At 71.5% G+C, this 15,463-nt stretch carries 18 protein-coding genes and 1 tRNA gene; 12 read left to right on the top strand and 7 right to left on the bottom strand.

Going from position 1 to position 15,463, the window contains the following annotated elements:
- The 4 genes from FHS38_RS32995 to FHS38_RS32980 all read right to left on the bottom strand — a co-directional run.
- Positions 1–368, bottom strand: a 368-nt coding sequence (locus FHS38_RS32995) for a DEAD/DEAH box helicase (protein ID WP_184739954.1), incomplete at its 3' end; no start/stop codon positions are given.
- Positions 369–688: 320 nt separating this feature from the next.
- Positions 689–892 (bottom strand): cold-shock protein, encoded by a 204-nt coding sequence (locus FHS38_RS32990; protein WP_018536328.1) that lies wholly within the window; start codon positions 890–892, stop codon positions 689–691.
- Between the two features lie 328 nt (positions 893–1,220).
- Entirely contained in the window at positions 1,221–1,571 is a 351-nt protein-coding gene (locus FHS38_RS32985) for a MerR family transcriptional regulator (protein WP_184739952.1), read from the bottom strand.
- A gap of 323 nt (positions 1,572–1,894) precedes the next feature.
- Positions 1,895–3,397: a SulP family inorganic anion transporter gene (locus tag FHS38_RS32980; protein WP_184739951.1), complete on the bottom strand. Its 1,503-nt coding sequence runs from the start codon at positions 3,395–3,397 to the stop codon at positions 1,895–1,897.
- 323 nt (positions 3,398–3,720) lie between these two features.
- On the opposite strand from FHS38_RS32980, the gene FHS38_RS32975 reads away from it, so the two are divergent.
- Both FHS38_RS32975 and FHS38_RS32970 read left to right on the top strand, forming a co-directional pair.
- Positions 3,721–4,134, top strand: a complete 414-nt coding sequence (locus tag FHS38_RS32975; protein WP_184739949.1) for a YciI family protein — start codon at positions 3,721–3,723, stop codon at positions 4,132–4,134.
- Complete coding sequence (locus tag FHS38_RS32970; protein WP_184739947.1) at positions 4,131–5,372, top strand: RNA polymerase sigma factor; 1,242 nt, start codon at positions 4,131–4,133, stop codon at positions 5,370–5,372. The genes FHS38_RS32975 and FHS38_RS32970 overlap by 4 nt, the downstream gene beginning before the upstream one ends.
- A 1-nt stretch (position 5,373) precedes the next feature.
- Here the strand turns inward: FHS38_RS32970 and FHS38_RS32965 are convergent, their stop codons facing one another.
- Complete coding sequence (locus FHS38_RS32965) at positions 5,374–7,581, bottom strand: MMPL family transporter (RefSeq protein ID WP_184739945.1); 2,208 nt, start codon at positions 7,579–7,581, stop codon at positions 5,374–5,376.
- Positions 7,582–7,777: 196 nt separating this feature from the next.
- Here FHS38_RS32965 and FHS38_RS32960 point away from each other — a divergent pair, with 196 nt between their 5' ends.
- The 3 genes from FHS38_RS32960 (at position 7,778) to FHS38_RS32950 (ending at position 9,767) form a co-directional block, all read left to right on the top strand.
- Positions 7,778–8,362, top strand: coding sequence for an HhH-GPD-type base excision DNA repair protein (locus FHS38_RS32960; protein ID WP_184739943.1), 585 nt, complete (start codon positions 7,778–7,780; stop codon positions 8,360–8,362).
- Between the two features lie 322 nt (positions 8,363–8,684).
- Positions 8,685–8,981: a type II toxin-antitoxin system VapB family antitoxin gene (locus tag FHS38_RS32955; RefSeq protein ID WP_003986294.1), complete on the top strand. Its 297-nt coding sequence runs from the start codon at positions 8,685–8,687 to the stop codon at positions 8,979–8,981.
- A 126-nt stretch (positions 8,982–9,107) separates the two neighbouring features.
- The gene (locus FHS38_RS32950) at positions 9,108–9,767 is read left to right on the top strand and encodes a LytR C-terminal domain-containing protein (RefSeq protein WP_184739941.1); all 660 of its coding nucleotides are present in this window, start codon (positions 9,108–9,110) and stop codon (positions 9,765–9,767) included.
- A 139-nt stretch (positions 9,768–9,906) separates the two neighbouring features.
- Here the strand turns inward: FHS38_RS32950 and upp are convergent, their stop codons facing one another.
- Positions 9,907–10,542 (bottom strand): uracil phosphoribosyltransferase, encoded by a 636-nt coding sequence (upp, locus tag FHS38_RS32945; RefSeq protein ID WP_184739939.1) that lies wholly within the window; start codon positions 10,540–10,542, stop codon positions 9,907–9,909.
- A 160-nt stretch (positions 10,543–10,702) separates the two neighbouring features.
- Here upp and FHS38_RS32940 point away from each other — a divergent pair, with 160 nt between their 5' ends.
- The 4 genes from FHS38_RS32940 to FHS38_RS32925 all read left to right on the top strand — a co-directional run bounded on the left by FHS38_RS32940 (position 10,703) and on the right by FHS38_RS32925 (position 12,407).
- Entirely contained in the window at positions 10,703–10,942 is a 240-nt protein-coding gene (locus FHS38_RS32940) for a hypothetical protein (RefSeq protein ID WP_184739937.1), read from the top strand.
- 226 nt (positions 10,943–11,168) lie between these two features.
- Positions 11,169–11,714 (top strand): tRNA adenosine deaminase-associated protein, encoded by a 546-nt coding sequence (locus FHS38_RS32935; RefSeq protein WP_221495642.1) that lies wholly within the window; start codon positions 11,169–11,171, stop codon positions 11,712–11,714.
- Between the two features lie 34 nt (positions 11,715–11,748).
- Positions 11,749–12,237 carry a tRNA adenosine(34) deaminase TadA gene (tadA, locus tag FHS38_RS32930; RefSeq protein WP_184739935.1) on the top strand — a complete coding sequence of 163 codons (489 nt, stop codon included), beginning with the start codon at positions 11,749–11,751 and terminating at the stop codon, positions 12,235–12,237.
- A gap of 80 nt (positions 12,238–12,317) precedes the next feature.
- Positions 12,318–12,407, top strand: a tRNA-Ser gene (locus tag FHS38_RS32925).
- Positions 12,408–12,536: 129 nt separating this feature from the next.
- Here FHS38_RS32925 and FHS38_RS32920 read toward each other — a convergent pair.
- Positions 12,537–13,535, bottom strand: coding sequence for a DMT family transporter (locus tag FHS38_RS32920; RefSeq protein WP_184739933.1), 999 nt, complete (start codon positions 13,533–13,535; stop codon positions 12,537–12,539).
- 368 nt (positions 13,536–13,903) lie between these two features.
- On the opposite strand from FHS38_RS32920, the gene FHS38_RS32915 reads away from it, so the two are divergent.
- The 3 genes from FHS38_RS32915 to FHS38_RS32905 all read left to right on the top strand — a co-directional run bounded on the left by FHS38_RS32915 (position 13,904) and on the right by FHS38_RS32905 (position 15,329).
- Positions 13,904–14,380 carry an STAS domain-containing protein gene (locus FHS38_RS32915; RefSeq protein WP_184739931.1) on the top strand — a complete coding sequence of 159 codons (477 nt, stop codon included), beginning with the start codon at positions 13,904–13,906 and terminating at the stop codon, positions 14,378–14,380.
- Between the two features lie 456 nt (positions 14,381–14,836).
- Positions 14,837–15,001 carry a hypothetical protein gene (locus FHS38_RS32910; RefSeq protein ID WP_184739929.1) on the top strand — a complete coding sequence of 55 codons (165 nt, stop codon included), beginning with the start codon at positions 14,837–14,839 and terminating at the stop codon, positions 14,999–15,001.
- Between the two features lie 34 nt (positions 15,002–15,035).
- The gene (locus FHS38_RS32905; protein WP_184739927.1) at positions 15,036–15,329 is read left to right on the top strand and encodes a Dabb family protein; all 294 of its coding nucleotides are present in this window, start codon (positions 15,036–15,038) and stop codon (positions 15,327–15,329) included.
- Positions 15,330–15,463 lie beyond the last annotated feature (134 nt).

The raw sequence follows: 15,463 nt of genomic DNA, 5'->3' as shown, positions 1-15,463 counted from the left end.
CCGAACGCCAGGGTCTTGCCGGAACCGGTCCGGCCACGGCCCAGGACGTCCCGGCCGGCCAGCGAGTTCGGCAACGTCGCACCCTGGATCGGGAAGGGCTCGGTCACCCCGAGGCCGGTGAGCGTCGTCAGCACCTCGGCGGGCAGGCCGAGCTCGGCGAACGCCGTGACGGGGGGCAGCGCCGGGGTGATGGTCACCGGCAGTGCGAACTCTCCCTGCCGGGCCGCGGGGCGCCGCCCGTAGCCACCGGAGCGGCCGGGGGCCTGGGAGCGGCCCTGGGCCTGCGCGCGGAAGCCGCGGCCGGAGCCGGCGGAGCCGCCCTTGCCGGAGCGGGCGTAACGATCGTTCGAACGGGCTGTGCGGTTCAAGTGGAACCTTCCTCGATACGGCACGTATCGAGGAATTCCCGGCGGCCTGCGATGAGCCGCTCAGAGATCGCAAGAACGAACCGAAGAAAAGACGAAATCGAAGCCGGTCGCCTCGATCAGGACCGGCGTGCGCCCGACTGTGCGCCGTACGGCGAAGCCATGGGCGGGCTGTGCGGCCGGCATCACGGGCGGTTTGTCCGCCATGATCCGGGAAAAGGGGATTGCCCGTGCGGCGCACCGCGGGCGAGCCCCCCGAAAAAGCAACGAGCTGGGGCCCGCACCCAAGGTGCGGGCCCCAGCTACGTCATGCGTCCGGGCGCTTAGGCGGGGACGATGTTCTCCGCCTGCGGGCCCTTCTGGCCCTGCGTGACGTCGAAGTTCACCTTCTGGCCCTCCTGGAGCTCACGGAAGCCCTGGGTGGCGATGTTCGAGTAGTGGGCGAACACGTCCGGGCCGCCACCCTCCTGCTCGATGAAGCCGAAGCCCTTTTCCGCGTTGAACCACTTCACGGTGCCAGTAGCCATGTCATATCTCCTTCGGGGCATTGCCCGAGGTCCGCACTGTGCGGTCCTCGCGTCGCCGTGATGATTGCCCCGGCCGGAAAGCACCGGAAATACGAAAGCGCACTCTCCGACATGGAATGCCGAGAAGCGCACTTGAAGTCCTTGGGTAACCACAACTGCAACTGGAATCCAGAGTAGCACGGCGCGAGCGACCGGGTACGGGAAGTAATTTCACTCCGCCCGCTGTGCCATAAATCCTTACCGCGCATTGCACTGATTTCTGTGGCTGCGGCAATAGATATTCGGCGTCCCGGCCGCTCGCGCGGTGCTCGGTGTCGGACGTCCCGCGTCAGGCGCCGCCGGGCCGGTCCGGCTCGTCGGGGCCGTCCCGGCGCAGCTCCTCGTTGATCCGGAGGGCGTCCTCGAGCTGGTCCTCGAGGATCACGATGCGGCAGGCGGCCTCGATCGGGGTGCCCGCGTCGACGAGCTCACGGGCCCGGGCGGCGACGCGCAGCTGATAGCGGGAGTAGCGGCGGTGGCCGCCCTCGGAGCGCAGCGGGGTGATCAGCCCGGCTTCCCCGATGGCCCGGAGGAAGCCGGGCGTGGCCCCGATCATCTCCGCGGCACGCCCCATGGTGTAGGCGGGGTAGTCGTCGTCGTCGAGTCGATCGGTGGCGGACGGTTGATTCTCTGGGGGCATTCGCACCTTTTCTGGGACGCGTCGAAGCCCCCGGCACCCTGCGGCACCGGGATCCCGAGGCGTTTTTGAGCACCATCCGTCGGCGGTGTGCGCCGAATTCCACCGTTTTGTGTCGACCCAGGAGGGTGGCGTACGTCCCGCCTCCGGCGCTTCACTGTCGGTGCCGGTGATGCTCACACCGGTTTCAGGAAAAAGCCTAGCCCCGCGCAAACTCCATGTCTACCGTCACCATGACAGGTTTTCGCGCCCCCACGGGAGAATTTATTTCCCATTGCCCCGGCCCTCGGGCCGGACGAGCACGATCGGCGCCGCCGCGCCGCGCGTCACCCGGTCGCGGAGAGCTCACCGCTGAGCGTGCCGTGGAGCCTGGCGCTGTGTTCGTCGAGCCCGGTGATCCGGGCGGTCTTGCCCCGCTGCGCGTACTTGGCGGTGACGGCGTCCAGCGCGGCGACGGCGGAGGCGTCCCATATGCGGGCGCCCGTGAGGTCGATGACGACCTCGTCCGGGTCGCCGGCGTAGTCGAACCGGGCGGCCAGGTCGTTCGCGGAGGCGAAGAAGAGCGCGCCGGTCACCGCGTGGACGACCCGGGAGCCGTCGGGGTCGGTGACCGAGGTGACGTCCGCGACGTGGGCGACGCGCCGGGCGAAGATGACCATGGCGGTGAGCGTGCCGACGACCACGCCGACGGCGAGGTTGTGGGTGGCGACCACACAGCCGACGGTGATCACCATGACGGCGATCTCACCGGCGGGCATGCGCCGCAGGGTCCTCGGTGCGATGGAGTGCCAGTCGAACGCGGCGACCGACACCATGATCATGACGGCGACGAGGGCGGCCATGGGGATGTCGGAGACGACCGGGCCGAGGACGACGCACAGCACCAGCAGGAACGCGCCCGCGAGGAACGTCGACAGCCGGGTGCGGGCACCGGACACCCGTACGTTGATCATCGTCTGGCCGATCACCGCGCAGCCGCCCATGCCGCCGAGCAGACCGGTGACGATGTTGGCGATGCCCTGGCCGATCGATTCGCGCTTCTTGTCGGAACGGGTGTCGGTGATGTCGTCGACCAGCTTCGCGGTCAGCAGCGACTCCATCAGTCCGACCAGCGCCATCGCCAGCGCGTAGGGAGCGACGGTCGTCAGCGTCTGAAGCGTGAACGGCACGTCGGGCAGCCCCGGCACCGGCAGCGAGGAGGGCAGGTCACCCCGGTCGCCCACGGTCGGCACCGCGATCCCCGCGGCCACGGTGACGACGGTGAGGATGACGACGGAGACCAGCGGCGCGGGCACCGCCCGGGTGATCCTCGGGAAGCACACCATCAGCGTGATACCGGCGACGACCAGCGGATAGACGGCCCAGGGCACGTCCCGCAGCTCGGGCACCTGGGCCAGGAAGACCAGGATCGCGAGGGCATTGACGAAGCCGACCATCACGCTGCGCGGCACGAACCGCATCAGCTTCGCGACGCCGAGCGCGCCGAGCACGATCTGGAAGACACCGGCGAGGACGACGCAGGCGATCAGGTACCCGAGGCCGTGCTCGCGGTTGAGCGGGGCGATGACCAGCGCGACGGCCCCGGTCGCCGCCGAGATCATCGCCGGCCGCCCGCCGACGACCGCGGTGGTGACGGCCATGGTGAACGAGGCGAACAGCCCGACGCTCGGCTCCACCCCGGCGATGACCGAGAACGAGATCGCCTCGGGGATCAGCGCCAGCGCGACCACGAGACCCGCCAGCACCTCGGTACGCAGGACCTTCGGGGACAGCCGGGGCGGGCGGACGCCGCGCAGCCGCGCGACCGGGGACAGTGCGGGAGAGGGCAACTGAGGAGGAACCTGTCGTGCTCGGGCACACGCCGTCGGCGGGGCCGGGGCGGGCGGGGGAAGTGTGCGGAGCCCGGCGCGCGGACCGGGCGGAAGGCGCTCGGCACGGACCCGGCGGGGCGGCCGTCGGCGCCCGTCAACTCTACCCACGCGGCTCCCCGGCCCTCCCGGCGCGAACGGCCCGGCCCCTGCGTACTCCGCGGTAGTCCCGGAGAGTGATTCCGGGGAAAACCTCCGCGAGGTGTCGAGAACGCGCCGTCGGCCGCGACGTCCCCTGTGAGAGTCGCCCACAAGAGGTGACGACGCACCGAGGGAGCGAAGTCATGAAGTATCTGGTGATGGTGCAGGGCACCCAGGCCGACTACGAGGCGATGCGCGGCAACGGGTCCGCCCACAGCCCGGCCTGGAGCGAGAAGGAGCTGCAGGCGATGTTCGCCTTCATGGGACAGCTCAACGACGACCTCGCCGAGACCGGCGAGTTCGTGGACGGCCAAGGCCTGGTCGAGCCGGCCCGGACCCGCCTCGTGACCGGGGGCGGGGACGGCCGCCCGGTGATCTCCGACGGCCCCTACGGCGAGACGAAGGAGCTGCTCGCCGGGTACTGGGTCCTCGACTGCGCGAGCCTGGAGCGGGTCACCGAGATCGCCGAGCGCATCACCCAGTGCCCGGCCCCGGCGGGCGCCCCCGTGCACCCGGTGGTGATCCGCCCCATCGACGACAGCGGCTGCCAGGTGTGACCCGTACGACCGAGGTCGAGGACCTGCTGCGCCTGCACGCGCCGCAGGTCCTCGGCGCGGTGGTGCGCCGCTACGGGCACTTCGGCCCGGCCGAGGACGCCGTGCAGGAGGCGCTGCTCGCCGCCGCGCGGCAGTGGCCGGAGACCGGCCCGCCGGGCAACCCGCGCGGCTGGCTGATCCGGGTCGCCTCCCGGCGTCTCGTGGACGGGCTGCGCGCCGAGACGGCCCGGCGCAGACGCGAGGAGAGCGCCGCGGCGCTCACGCCCCGGGACGCCTTCACCGCCCCGCCGCCCGGGGAGGGCCGTGCCCCGTCCGAGGACGACACGCTCACCCTGCTGTTCCTGTGCTGCCACCCCGCGCTCACCCCGCCCGCGCAGATCGCCCTGACCCTGCGCGCCGTCGGCGGACTGACGACGGCCGAGATCGCCCGCGCGCTCCTGGTGCCGGAGGCGACGACGGCTCAGCGGATCAGCAGGGCGAAGCACAAGATCAAGGGCATGCCCTTCCGGCAGCCGGGCCCCGAGGACCGCGACCCACGCCTCGCCGCCGTGCTCCAGGTCCTCTACCTGATCTTCAACGAGGGCTATACGGCCACCTCCGGCCGCGCACTGCACCGCGCGGACCTCGCCCGCGAGGCGATCCGGCTGACCCGGTCCGTACGCCGGCTGCTGCCCCGGGAGGGCGCGGTGACCGGACTGCTGGCGCTCATGCTGCTCACCGACGCCCGCAGTCGGGCGCGCACCGGCCCGCACGGCGAGCTGATCCCGCTCGACGAGCAGGACCGCACCCGCTGGGACCGCCACGCCATCGCCGAGGGCACCGCCCTGGTGGAGGAGGCCCTGGCCGAAGGCCCGGCGGGCGCCTATCAGTTGCAGGCGGCGATCGCGGCCCTGCACGACGAGGCGGCCCGCGCCGAGGACACCGACTGGCCGCTGATCCTCGCCCTCTACGACGTCCTCGTGCGCCGCGCCCCCGAGCCCATGGCCGAACTGGGCAGGGCCGTGGCCGTCGCCATGGTGCACGGCCCGAGCGCCGGGCTCGCCGAAGTCGACGCGCTGGAGGAACGGTTGGCGGGCCACCACCGGCTCGACGCCGTACGCGCCCACCTGCTGGAGAAGGCGGGCGACGCCGAAGGCGCCAGGTCCGCCTACCGACGGGCGGCCGGGCACACTCTCAGCGTCCCCGAGACCCGCTACCTCCTCACCCGCGCGGCCCGGCTGGCGCCCCCGCCTCCTTGAGTCAGCCCCGCGCTTCGCCCTCGGTGTCCACGTGGGGCAGACACCGGTCCAGCCACCGGGGGACCCACCACGCCCGCTCGCCGAGGAGCGTCATCACCGCCGGGACGAGCAGCAGACGCACGACCGTGGCGTCGATGAGCACACTGACGGCCAGGCCGAGGCCCAGCATCTTGACCACGATGCTGTCGCTGAGGATGAACGCCGCGAAGACGCTGACCATGATCAGCGCCGCGCAGGTGATCACCCGCGCGGTGATCTCCAGCCCGTGGGCGACGCTGCCCTTGCTGTCGCGGGTGCGCCGCCACGCCTCGTGGACCCGGGCGAGCAGGAAGACCTCGTAGTCCATGCTCAGGCCGAAGACGATGGCGAACATCATCATCGGGACGTAGCTCTCGATCGGCACCGTGCCGGAGACCCCCAGCGCGGGACCTCCCCACCCCCACTGGAAGACGGCGACCACGACACCGTAGGAGGCCGCGATCGACAGGAGGTTGAGGACGGCCGCCTTGACCGCCACGAGCAGGCCGCGGAAGACCGTCAGGATGATCAGGAACGCCAGGCCGACCACCACGGCGATGATGACGGGCAGCCGCGCGGAGATCAGCTCCAGGAAATCCACCTGGGCGGCGGTCGTGCCGGTCACATACGTCTTGGCGGCCGTGCCGGACACCGCCTGCGGCAGGACGTCGTCCTTGAGCCGGTTGAACAGCTCGGTCGTCCCCGCGTCCTGTGGCGAACTGCTGGAGACGGCCGTGGAGATCAGGACGTCGCCGTCGCCCGTCGGCTGCGGCGGGCTGATGCTCGCCGCGCCCGGCACGTCGGTGAGTGCCTTCTTCACATCGGCGGCCAGCGCCGCGCGGTCGGCGGACGGGACGGCGCTCTGGTCGACGACGATCGTCAGCGGGCCGTTGGCGCCCGGCCCGAACCCCGAGCTGATGAGGTCGTAGGCGCGTCGGTCGGTGAAGCTGGTGGGGTCCGCGCCGTCGCCGATGTGGCCGAGCCGGATGGAGAACAGGGGGATCGCGAGGACCGCCACCACCGCCAGCCCCCCGACGAGGAACCACCAGGGCCGCCGCTCCACCCGCTGCGCGTAGCGGTGCCAGCCCCCGACCGCCTCCGTACCGGGCCCGGTCGTGCCCTCCGCGACGGGCGTCCGCACGCGCAGCCGGTCGATGCGGCGTCCCACGAGGCCGAGCAGCGCAGGGACGAGGGTGATCGCCGCGATGACGGCCGTCACGACGGTGACGGCCGCCGCCGCGCCCAGCTTCCCGATGAAGCCGATCCGGGAGACGTACAGACCGGCGAGGGCGACGATGACCGTGCAGCCGGAGACCATCACCGCGCGTCCGCTGGTGGACACCGCCCGGCCCGCCGCCGTCACGGGGTCCGCGCCGTCCATGAGCAGCTGACGGTGACGGGTGATCAGGAAGAGGGCGTAGTCGATGCCCACGCCCAGCCCGATCATCGTGGCCAGGGTGGGCGACACGCTCGCGAAGGTGAAGGCGGCGGCCACCAGGCTCAGACAGCTCAGCCCGACGATCACTCCGATCAGGGCGGTGAGCAGAGGCATCCCCGCGGCGACGACGCTGCCGAAACCGATCAGCAGGACGATCACCGCCACGGCGAAACCGATGGCCTCGCTGGTGAAGTCCTTGGTCTCGGGCCGGTCGAGTTCGCCCAGCGGCCCCCCGTACTCGACTTCCACGCCCGCGGCCCGCAGCGGCGCGACCGCGTCGTCGACCTGGTCGATGTAGTCGTGGCCCAGGGTGGAGGGCGTGGTGTCGAAGCGGACGGTGATGTAGCCGGTCTTCCCGTCGGCGGAGAGCGCCCCGGGCGGGGCCGGGGGCAGCGGGTTCTGCGCGGCCAGCACGTGCGGGAGCTTCTGGAGGGCGGACACCGCCTGGCCGACCTGGCTCTGAACGTGCGTCAGGGGCGCCTTCGCGTCGTACATGACGACCTGCGCGCCGATGCCGCCGGCGGTGGGGGCGTGCGCCCTCAGCACCGCCGCCCCCTCGTCCGACTGGGTGCCGGGCAGTGAGAAGTCGTCGGAGTACGTACCGCCGAACGCGTTCTGCAAGGCGTGCAGACCGCCCAGCGCGACCAGCCAGAGGACGACGACCACGACGAAGTGGCGCGCACACCACGCGCCCAGCCTCCGCAGCGCCCCCGCGCGTGTCCCGCCGTCGCTTCCGTCACCCGTTGCAGGCATGCGTTCTCCCAGGGACGAGCGGGGCGGCCGACGAAGGGAATGACGAAGGGAATTCCGTCACCGTTCGTGAAGGTAGGTCGCGTGGCCGCGTCCCTCGCCGACCAACACACGGCCGAACGGGCGCCGGAAAGGCCGCGCCGGTCGCCCGCCACCCCGAGCGCGTGCGACGGCCCGGGACCCGGGGGATCATCGACCTATGTCTCCTTCCCTCCGGCTCGCGCAGCAGCCCGAAGCCGACGAGCTGCTCTCCCGCAGCCCGCTGGCCGCCCTGGTCGGGATGCTCCTGGACCAGCAGGTCCCCATGGAATGGGCCTTCACCGGGCCGTACACCGTGGCGCGGCGGCTGGGCCACGACGACCTGGACGCGCGGGAGATCGCCGCGAAGGACCCCGAGGAGCTGGAGACGCTGTTCGCGGAGAAACCGGCCGTGCACCGCTACCCGGCCTCCATGGCCAAGCGGGTCCAGCAGCTGTGCCAGTACCTCGTCGAGCACTACGACGGGGACGCGAGCGCGGTCTGGCGCGACCCCGCCACCGGCGGGGAGCTGCTGAAACGGCTCAACGAGCTGCCCGGATTCGGCAAGCAGAAGTCGCAGATCTTCCTGGCGCTGCTGGGCAAGCAGTTCAAGGTGACGCCGGACGGCTGGCGGGAGGCGGCGGGCCCGTACGGCGAGGACGGCTCCCACCGTTCGGTGGCCGACATCACCGGACCGGAGTCGCTGGAGCAGGTCCGCGCCTACAAGCAGCAGATGAAACGGGCCGCCGCCGCGAAGAAGGCGTGAGCCCCCGGGTCCTCGACACCGCCCACGGCGGGCCGTGCCGAAGAGGGCGCGGGCGCTTCTCGTGCGCCGATTCACGATCCACAGCCTGTGCATAACGTTCGCGGAGCGCGGACGCCCGCACCACCGCCTCCAGCGCCTCCAGCGCCGCCGCGGGGAGGGTCCCGGAGGAGCCCTCGCGGGCCCCGGGAGCCGAATCCGAGGAAAAAGGGCTGTCACTCATACAAGCTCGCTCCTGCATCGCTCCCGGTATGCGGCTGATTGTCACCTTCGCACTACCGCGCCATGGCTGCGCTCGGAGCCTGTCGCCCGGTAGGCTTTCCGTGTGATCTTCAAGCGCATCGGAAACGGGCGGCCGTACCCCGACCACGGCCGGGAAAGCACCCGGCAGTGGGCGGACGTCGCCCCCCGCCCGGTGCGCCTCGACCAGTTGGTGACCACGAAGCAGCAGCTCGACCTCGAGACGCTGCTCGCGGAGGACTCGACGTTCTACGGCGACCTCTTCGCCCACGTCGTGAAGTGGCAGGGCGACCTCTATCTCGAGGACGGTCTGCACCGCGCGGTGCGCGCGGCGCTCCAGCAGCGCCAGGTACTGCACGCCCGCGTACTCGAACTGGGCTGAGCACCGCATCGCGGCACCGCGCGCCACCACCCGCCCCCGGCCGATATTGGCCCTTTTGGGTTGGGGTGCCCGCAACCCGTTGATCATTTAGTAGGCAGCGGCTCCGCCCCGCACTACGCTGCGCCCATGAGCATGCTCACCCCTCCCGGTATGGGCGGAAAGTACCGCATCACGGGCAACCGCTTCCCGCACATGCGCCGCCCCCGGAGCCGCCGCAGGATCGTGCTCGCCGCGGTCGCCGCGACCGTCGTGCTCGGTCTGGGCGGGTGGGGGACCTTCCAGCTCGTCGACGTCTTCTCCGGCGGCAGCACCGGGACCCACGCGGCCCCCAAGGGCGGCAAGGGCGACTGCAAGCCCGCCGAGGGCCGTACGGCGGGCCGCGCGGCGACCGCCCCCGCGGCCCCGAAACCGCTGCCCAAGCCCTCCGACATCACCGTCAACGTCTACAACGCCACGCCGCGCGGCGGTCTCGCCAAGACCACGGCGGACGAGCTGGCGAAGCGCGGCTTCAAGATCGGCAAGGTGGGGAACGCCCCGGCCGCGTACGACAAGAAGGTCGCGAAGGCCGGGCTGCTGCTGGGCGGCCCGGACTCCGAGGGCGCGCTGAAGCTCGTGGGCGCGCAGCTCGCCGACACGGAGGCGCAGGCCGGCCGGCACGACGACGCGGACATCGATCTGATCCTGGGCACGGGGTTCAAGCAGCTGTCGTCGCCGGCGGACGCCGAGCGGGCCGTGGCCGAGCTGACCGCGCCGCCGAAGCCGTCGCCGTCCGCGACGGTGTGCTGAGCGCCGGACCGCCTCGGTAAGACCGGAACGGCCGTCGGGCCGGGCCGCCGAGTGGCGGCCCGGCCCGACGGCCGTGGAACGAACGAAGAAATCGGCTCTGTACGAGCCCTGCGCGCGGTCTACGCGGGGAGCCGCAGGGTCAGCCCGCGGTGCCGTACATGCGGTCGCCCGCGTCGCCGAGGCCCGGGACGATGTAGCCCGCCTCGTTGAGCCGCTCGTCCACCGACGCCGTGACGACGGTGACCGGCGCGCCCGCCAGGTCGCGCTCCATGACCTCGACGCCCTCGGGCGCGGCCAGCAGCGTGATGGCGGTGACGTCGTCCGCGCCGCGCTCGATCAGCTCGTTGATCGCGGCGACGAGCGTGCCGCCGGTGGCGAGCATCGGGTCGAGCACGTACACCTGGCGACCCGAGAGGTCGTCGGGCATGCGCGTCGCGTACGTCTCCGCCTTGAGGGTCTCCTCATTGCGGATCATGCCCAGGAAGCCGACCTCGGCCGTGGGCAGCAGCCGCACCATGCCGTCGAGCATGCCGAGCCCGGCACGCAGGATCGGCACCACGAGCGGGCGCGGGTGGGAAAGCTTCACGCCGGTGGTGGCGCAGACCGGGGACTCGATGTCGACCTGCTCGGTGCGCACGTCGCGCGTCGCCTCGTAGGCGAGCAGGGTGACCAGCTCGTCGGCGAGACGCCGGAAGGTGGGGGAGTCGGTGCGCTTGTCGCGCAGCGTGGTGAGTTTGTGCGCCACCAGCGGGTGGTCGACGACGTGGATCCGCATGACATCGACATTAACCGAGCTTTCGGGCGTCAGCGCCCGCCCGGTGCCCGACGACGGTCTGTCGTCTCACTGGCATCAAACCACCACTAAGGGGGAAAGTGGGCACGTACGCCTGGACTGACGCTCCGGGCGAGGACCTCGGCGCGAGGTGGTGCTGCCCATGGCTGACCGTGACAAGCGCGGACCCGAACCGGCCCGGAAGTCCCGGGGGACGGGGAGATCGACGAAGCCCCTGGACCGGGCGGAGGGCTCGGAGACCGACGAGGAACGCAGGCGCAGACGGGCCCAGTTCCTCCGCGAGCTGAATGAGGCCAAGGAGCTGCGGGACCGGGTGCAGCCGCGCCGGGCCCGGGCGGCGCGCATGCGGCAGCAGATGCGCATGCGGACGTTCCGCTGGTGACGTGACGGGCCGGGGACGGCCCGCGACACGGGCGGGCCGCGCACCCGACACGGCCGGGCCCGCAGGTGAGGCGTACGGGCGACGCACCGGCGCCCGTACGGGCCACGTGAGCCACATCTCTTCGGACTGCTGCACGACGCAGCGCGGAAGACCTCTCGCAACGGCCGGGTTTCTGCCACGATTCCGAGTGGGCGGGGTGGTGTCCCCGTCCGGCCCGGCACCGCCTATGACCAGTGGGAGAGTCACGGTGTACTTCGCCGCACTGCTCGCGCGCACCGAAGACGGGTGGCAAGCGAGCGACACAGATCTCGACAACGTGGAAACCTTGTCGGACTTCGCCGACCTGGCCCGGGATTCCTCGGTCGACGACGACACGGTCCTGGTGTTCATCGAGCAGGAGGACGCCTGGTTCGGTCTCGTCCGGGTGGACGGCGAGGAGGACCCTCGTATCTACCTCTCGGACGCCGTCGCGGCCAGCCGCAGCTCGTACGGCGCGATGCTCGCCGACGAGCTGCTGGGCCGTGAGGAGAACGAGAGCGACCTCGACAGCCTGGTCGATCTCGACGGCACCGAGGACGGCGAGCCGGAGGACCCGGCCGACGACGACGCCTCGGGCGACGCCGTGCCGGTGCCGGCCGGTCCGCTGGGCGACACGGAGATCCTGGCCGACCTCGGGATGAGCGAGAAGGAGCTGAAGTCCCTCGGCGGGGACGCGCTCGGCGACATCGCGGACATGCTCGGCTGCACCGACGTCCTGGAGGCCGTCCGCTGACGGCCGCCGGGGCGTGCTCGCTCACACTGGTGCCATGAACGCAGCCGCCGAGAACACTCCGCACGACCCCGTACGCGACCCGTGGCGCGGCCCCATGCGGGCCGCGCTGGCGGAGGCCGTACAGGCCCCCGCCACCGGCGACGTGCCGGTCGGCGCGGTCGTGCTGGACCCGGACGGCGCCGTCATCGGCCGTGGCCGCAACGAACGCGAGGCCACGGGCGATCCGACGGGCCACGCGGAGGTCCTCGCCATCCGCGAGGCCGCGGCCGCCGTCGGCGAGTGGCGCCTGTCCGGCTGCACGCTCGTGGTGACCTTGGAGCCGTGCACGATGTGCGCGGGCGCGATCGTCCTCTCCCGGCTGGACCGGGTCGTCTACGGCGCGGTCGACGAGAAGGCGGGCGCGGCCGGGTCCCTCTGGGACGTCGTCCGTGATCGCCGCCTCAACCACCGCCCCGAGGTGGTCGCCGGCGTCCTCGCCGACGAGTGCGCGACGCTCCTGACGGACTTCTTCCGCACCCGCTGACCCCCTCGCCGGGGCCCGCGCCGGCCCCCTGACGGAGGCCGATTACAAAGCACGGCCAACTGTCCGCTAAGCTTCCTCTCGGTAGCGTGTCCGAGCGGCCTAAGGAGCACGCCTCGAAAGCGTGTGTGGGGGCAACTCCACCGTGGGTTCAAATCCCACCGCTACCGCCATGAACACCCCTCCGACCTGCGGAAACGCGGTCGGGGGGGTGTTTTGCTTCCTCGAAGAAGACGGAAGATGACAGCAGCCCCTGACCGGCGTGGGTCAGGGGCGGGCGGTAGGACGGTCGGACGGTCGGGTCAGCGGTCGGACGAGCCGCGTGCCCCCGCCGCCACCGCTTCGCGTTCGGCGGCGTCAGCAGCCGCGTCCACCCTCGCGTCCGCAGCCGCGTCCACATCCGCAGTCGCGTCCGCCGCGTCCGTGGACGGCCCGCCGCAGGCGACCGCGCGGGACGGTGTCGTGGGTGCCGGGCGGCGGAAGGCGGCCAGGGCCACTCCCGCCAGCACGATCAGGCCGCCGACGCCGGCCATGAGGCCCGGGACGGCACCGAGGAGGGCGGCGTCCAGGGCGAGGGCCGCCACGGGGACCGCGTAGAGGACGAGCGAGCTGGTCGAGGCCGTGGCCGCCGCGAGAACGCGGGACCAGGTGCAGAAGGCCAGGACCGTACAGGCGAGGCCGAGCCAGACGACGGCGGCGGTCTGCTGCCAGTCGGCCGCGACCAGCTGGGTGGCCGCGTCCGGGGTGAAGACCAGCAGGGGGACGAGGCCGAAGAGGCTGCCGTAGAAGATGCAGTCCATGCCCGAGTACCGGCGCAGCAGGGGCTTTTGCAGGATGAAGGACGTGGCCTGGGCCGCCGCCGCCAGGACGATCATCGCCATGCCGGAGTACGAGCCGCCGCCGTCGCCGCCGGCCGTCGCCACCACGAGCGCGCCGCACAGCGCCACCACGAGCCCGGCGACGCCCCAGGCGCCGGGGCGCTCCCGCAGGACGAGCATGCCGAGGGCCGTGGCGAATACGGGGGAGGTGGCCACGAGCATCGCCGCCGTGCCGCCCTCGACGTGCCGTTCGCCGGCGTAGAGGAGCAGCTGATAGGCCGTCATGCCGGTGACGCCGAAGCCGGCCATGCGCAGCAGGTCGCCCCGGCGCAGTCGGCTGATGCGGCCGGTGAGCACGCAGGGCAGCAGGAGCACGACCGCGAAGACGAGGCGCAGGACCGCCATGGCCGTCGGGGAGTACCCCTCCAGCGCGATGCGGATCGCCGGGAAGGCCGATCCCCACAACAGGGCCGTCGCGGCCATGAACTTCCACGGAGTCACTGCTCGGCGCTCGCCCGCCATGGTGTTACCGCCTCACGGTCGGCCGGATTCGGACGCTCCCGAAGCTACCGAGACTCACTCCATAAGTCGAATAATGAATTCCGACATTAAATCAAAGGATTCCTTTGAGGTGAGCTCGCGCCCGATCGGCGGCTTCCGTTCGTACGGCCGTCGAGTACGACCGCTCCACGGTCGAAATCCACCACAAGGGCGGGGATTTTACTCCCGGGACCGGCACGCCTGACGGTAAATTCCGGCTTTCCCCCATGCCGGGCGCGATTGTGGTGAAATCGCCCCAGGTCAAAAAGCGGCCTTCTCCGGGTCAGAACCAGCACCCTGAAGAGGACCTCATGCAGGTGCCCACCCAGATCATCTCCGCCCATTGCGTGGTGGCCTTCCCCGACGTGGTCGACATCGAGAACGCCCCCGGTCTCCGCACCGCACTGCAAAGGATCATCGAGGCCCATGCGCATACCTGCGACGCGCTGATCGCCGACCTGTCGGCCTCCCGCTTCGCCACCGCGACCGCCCTGTCGGTCCTGGTGGAGGCCCGGCGGCAGACGCGGCGCCAGGGAATGGATCTGTACGTGGTGGTGCCGGCGCCACTCGCCCGCAAGTCCTTCGTCATCACGGGGCTGAACGAATCGATTCCGCTGTACGCGACGCTCGGCGACGTCCCCGGGCGCACGGCAGCACCGATCCCGGCCGCCGCCCCGGTCACGGCTCCCGCCGCGCGGATGCCCCGTCAGCCCGGCGGCGGGCACCGGGGTGAGTGCCGCACCGAGGACGGCGGCGCGGCGGGCGGAGAGGACCGGCCGGCCCCCTGACCGCGCGCCCTCCAGGCCAGCCCGTGGCCGTCGCGCTCCCCCCGCGCCCGCGCGCGCGGCGCACGGGCACCGAAAAGCCCCGGCTCCGAACCCGTGAACGAACGGGCTCGGAGCCGGGGCTCCGGCGTTTGGTACGGGGGAAGCGGCGATCGGGGGGACAAGCCGCTTCCCCCGACGAGGACACGGTCTCCAAGTACGGGCCGCATCAGGGGAAAGCGCGGCCCGGACCCCGCAGTGAGGCCATGTCCCTCGCCCTCCGGATTCCTGCCAGACCCGTCGGGCGCACGGTCCATCCTCCGCCCACCCGGAGGCCCGACCGGCGGGCGAACGGCCCTGCTTGCCGGGCCTTTGGTCCTTAAAGATGATGTGAGTACCGCGCGTGCTCCCGATCTTCGACCGTACGTACGGATAGACTCTCGCGACCGCACAGGGGAGCAGCCGGGGAGGCAGCGCGTCATGGCGCAAGCGAGGAAGATCGCCACCTACGTCATCGTCATTTTCGTGGGGTACACGATCATCACCTCCCCCGCGCGGTCGGCCGAGCTCGTCCAGCTAGGCTTCGAGGGGATCTCGGACGCCGCCAAGAGCATCGGCGAGTTCATGACCCAGCTGATCAACTGACCGACTCCGCGTCGCTCGTACGGAGGGCAGCCCCGTGATTCGCCATCTCGTCCTGTTCAAGCTCAACGAGGGCGTCGAGCGCGACGACCCGCGGGTCGTCGCCGGCGTTCAGGCGTTCGAGAAGCTGGGCGGCCTCGTGCCCGAGCTGCGCTCCTGGGAGTGCGCGTGGAACATCACGGACCGGCCGATCGCCTACGACTACGCGATCAACTGCTCCGTCGAGGACACCGCTGCGCTCCAGCGCTACCTCGACCACCCCGACCACCAGGCGGGCGTCGCACTGTGGCGTGAGTTCGCCACTTGGGTGATCGCCGACTACGCGTTCTGAGCGGTTCGCACGGGCCGTTCGCGCCGTAGGGACCGCAGGACCCCTCACCACCACGGTGAGGGGTCATTTTTGTGCTCAACACGATGTTATGGGGTGCTTGCACACAGTGCACATGTCTTGTGATGCTATGACCG

The sequence above is a fragment of the Streptomyces netropsis genome (assembly GCF_014203545.1).
Lineage (GTDB): Bacteria > Actinomycetota > Actinomycetes > Streptomycetales > Streptomycetaceae > Streptomyces > Streptomyces netropsis.
This window is presented reverse-complemented; position numbering and strand designations above follow the sequence as displayed.